This is a genomic window from Kitasatospora sp. NPDC058406 (genome assembly GCF_042722765.1).
In the GTDB taxonomy this organism is placed as follows: Bacteria; Actinomycetota; Actinomycetes; order Streptomycetales; family Streptomycetaceae; genus Kitasatospora.
In genome coordinates, this window is record NZ_JBHXKE010000505.1 from 1 (window position 1) to 1,351 (window position 1,351).

The following is a 1,351-nucleotide window of genomic DNA, read 5'->3' on the forward strand; positions in this document are numbered from 1 at the left end:
CACCTCCAAACGACGGATTCCGCCCCGGAGTGCACCGACTGCACCGCACAGCTCGCGGCACTCGCCCGCCACCCCGCCCGCAGAATGTCCAAACGACTGGTCCGCCACCTCGACCGTTGCGCGCAGTGCCGACACCGATATGAGGAGATGGGCGAGATCAACCGTCGCTTTCGGATCGCGAGGACAGCGCACGTCCAGACGGAGCTCTAGGTGTACTGACCACGGAGGTTGGTGACACGGTTCACGGCGTGGTGATCTTGAAATGAGTGAGGGCCTTCTGGCTCGGTGTGGATTGCGACATCTGCACCGACGACCAGAAAGTCCCTCGTGCCACACCGTAACGCACCGCTGACCGAGACCGGACGCCTGCGCCTTGCCCGCTGCGTGGTCGAGGACGGCTGGCCGCTGCGGCGCCGGTCTCACCGACCACCGCGAAGCGCTGGGCGGACCGCTACAGAACGCTGGCGAGGCCTGCCTGGCCGACCGCTCCTCGCGGCCGCACCGCAGTCCGCGCAGACTGCCGGTCCGCACCGAGCGGAGGATCGTCACGGTCCGTGTCCTGCGCCGCTGGGGACCGGCCCGCATCGCCTACCTGCTCCGCCTCAACCCGGCCACGGTCCACCGGGTCCTGGTCCGCTACCGCCTCGCCCGCCCAGCCCACCTCGACCGCGCCACAGGACCCTGGGCCGCGAAGCAGGCCGCAGAACCCGATCCGGGACCGGCCACAGTTACCTGCACAACGCCCTCGACGGCCGCTCCCGCCTCGCCTACAGCGAGATCCTGCCCGACGAACGCGAGAAGACCGCGGTCGCGTTCTGGGCCCGCGCGAACGCCCCTTTCGCACGCGCCGGGATCACCGCCCAGCGCGTGCTGACCGACAGCGGAGCCTGCTACACATCACATGCCTGGCGCAATGCGCTCACCGCCGAGGGCATCGCGCACAAACGCACCCGACCGCAGACCAAGGCCAAGGTCCAACGCCTCAACCGCGCACTGCGCGACGAATGGGCTACGCCAGGCATGACCGCACCGAACGGGCACGCCGCAACGCCTACCCCGACTGGCTCCACACCTACAATCACCGCTCTTGGGGGGTGTGCCCGTCACGCCTCCGTCACCGCTGATGCGGTGACGGAGGCGTGACGGCATTCACCCTGGGCTCTGCGCGGGTGCGCGTTCACCGGACCCGTGGCCTATCAGGATCGGGCGCTCGTAGCAGAACGGTCGCGGCGGTGTCACAGGCACGTGACAGGGCGAGTGCGGTCAGGGCCAGTGGACTCTTTCCACGTGAAGCATTTCGGCGAACTCCGCTGCCTCTGAAGCCTCTTCGTTCGCGCGACATGCCGTCCAG

General features: G+C 68.8%; 1 pseudogene. It reads left to right on the forward strand.

The annotated features are described in order from the left end of the window. Positions 1–327 precede the first annotated feature (327 nt). A pseudogene (locus ACFWOG_RS40885) lies at positions 328–1,124 on the forward strand (DDE-type integrase/transposase/recombinase). Positions 1,125–1,351 lie beyond the last annotated feature (227 nt).